The organism is Actibacterium mucosum KCTC 23349 (assembly GCF_000647975.1).
Classification (GTDB): Bacteria; Pseudomonadota; Alphaproteobacteria; order Rhodobacterales; family Rhodobacteraceae; genus Actibacterium; species Actibacterium mucosum.
The window spans coordinates 1-1536 of sequence record NZ_JFKE01000020.1; the positions used below are offsets into that span (position 1 = coordinate 1).

Below are 1536 nucleotides of genomic sequence, written 5' to 3' on the forward strand. Positions count from 1 at the left end.
CAGCGCTGCTCTGGCGACGCACATGTCTTGTACGGCGGATCCGGACCCTACTCCGATGCCGCCGACAAGTTGGCCGTCGATGCGGATTGGGATGCCGCCGCCCAGGCCGGTCACTTCGCCGCCGGTTGCTGCCGCGATATGCAGGCGCACTGCTTCGGGGATGTCGGTTGTCAGCGCGCCGGTCGAGGCCGCCGTGCGCGCCTTGCTGCGGGCCGATTTCCGGCTGAGGTATTTTGCGCCGCTCATCTTTATTTCCGCCAGTGTCTCGCCGCTTGCATCCACGATGACGATGCATTGTGGCTGCTGCATTTCTTCGGCTTTGGCGACAGCGGCCTGCAACATCTGCAGCGTGGCGTGATGGCTGAGGGTCAGGGTGGTTTGCGTTAGGTTCATAGGTCTTTTCCAGTGCGGGAATCCGGTTGACGTGCCATTATGGTATCGATAACACGTTGATCAGGAAACCCCCAAGGATGCGCCATGTCGTTTTTTGAGTCCCACGATCCGGTTTTTGACAGCTTCGTGCTGGGAAATGCCCCGGTAAAGCAACTGGCCACCGGGTTCGACTGGGTCGAAGGGCCGGTCTGGTTCGGCGATGCCGGTTGCCTGCTGTTTTCCGACATTCCCAACAACCGCATCCTGCGCTGGACACCCGGCGAAGGCATATCCACCTATCGCGCGCCCTCGAACTATGCCAATGGCCACACGCGCGACCGGCAGGGACGGCTGATCTCGTGCGAGCACGGCACCCGCCGCGTGACCCGGACCGAGCATGACGGCACCATCTCGGTGATCGCCGACGCCTATCAGGGCAAACGCCTGAACTCGCCCAACGATGTCGTGGTGAAGTCGGACGGTTCCATCTGGTTTTCCGACCCCCATTACGGCATCAAAACCAATTACGAAGGCTTTGTGTCCGAACAGGAACTGCCCTGCAACCTCTACCGCGTTGACCCCGATACCGGTGCGATGGACGCGGTGGTGACCGATGGCAACTGCCCCAACGGGTTGGCCTTTTCCCCCGATGAATCCAGGCTTTACATGGCCGATACGGGCCGGATGTTCAGCGACGATGCCCAACATATCCGCGTCTTCGACGTGACCGACAATGGGCTGACCGGTGGCGACGTGTTCCACACGATCGCCCCCGGCTGCGCCGACGGCATCCGCGTCGACAGCGACGGCAATATCTGGTCCTCGGCCGCTGACGGCGTGCATTGCATCGCGCCTGACGGGCGGCTTCTGGGCAAGATCCTGGTGCCCGAACTGGTGTCGAATATCTGCTTTGGCGGCCGCGCCAAGCATCAGCTTTATATCACCGCAACCACCTCGATCTATCGGATCACCCTGAACCGGCAAGGAGTTCAAACCCCATGACGCACACGCAAATAGGTCTGATTGGTCTGGGGACGATGGGGGCGATGTTGTCTTTGAACATTGCCGAGAAGGGGTTTTCGATTTCGGTTTTTAACCGGACGGTCTCGAAGGTGGATGACTTCATGGCCGCGGCCGGAGATCTGGCCGCCCGGATCACGCCGA

At 60.9% G+C, this 1536-nt stretch carries 3 protein-coding genes; 2 read left to right on the forward strand and 1 reads right to left on the reverse strand.

Going from position 1 to position 1536, the window contains the following annotated elements; genetic code table 11:
* The coding region (locus ACMU_RS18525; protein ID WP_035263042.1) for a GlcG/HbpS family heme-binding protein at positions 1-393 on the reverse strand (393 nt) is incomplete at its 3' end.
* Between the two features lie 84 nt (positions 394-477).
* Between ACMU_RS18525 and ACMU_RS18530 the strand changes: the two genes are divergently transcribed.
* Both ACMU_RS18530 and ACMU_RS19170 read left to right on the forward strand, forming a co-directional pair.
* Positions 478-1374: an SMP-30/gluconolactonase/LRE family protein gene (locus ACMU_RS18530; RefSeq protein WP_035263039.1), complete on the forward strand. Its 897-nt coding sequence runs from the start codon at positions 478-480 to the stop codon at positions 1372-1374.
* Positions 1371-1536: NAD(P)-binding domain-containing protein (locus tag ACMU_RS19170; protein ID WP_236626302.1), on the forward strand; the 166-nt coding region annotated here is incomplete at its 3' end. The genes ACMU_RS18530 and ACMU_RS19170, both read left to right, overlap by 4 nt.

What these genes read in the sequence shown, in the direction of transcription:
- ACMU_RS18530 (WP_035263039.1), top strand. Translation starts at nt 478, where the DNA reads ATGTCGTTTTTTGAGTCCCACGATCCGGTTTTTGACAGCTTCGTGCTG.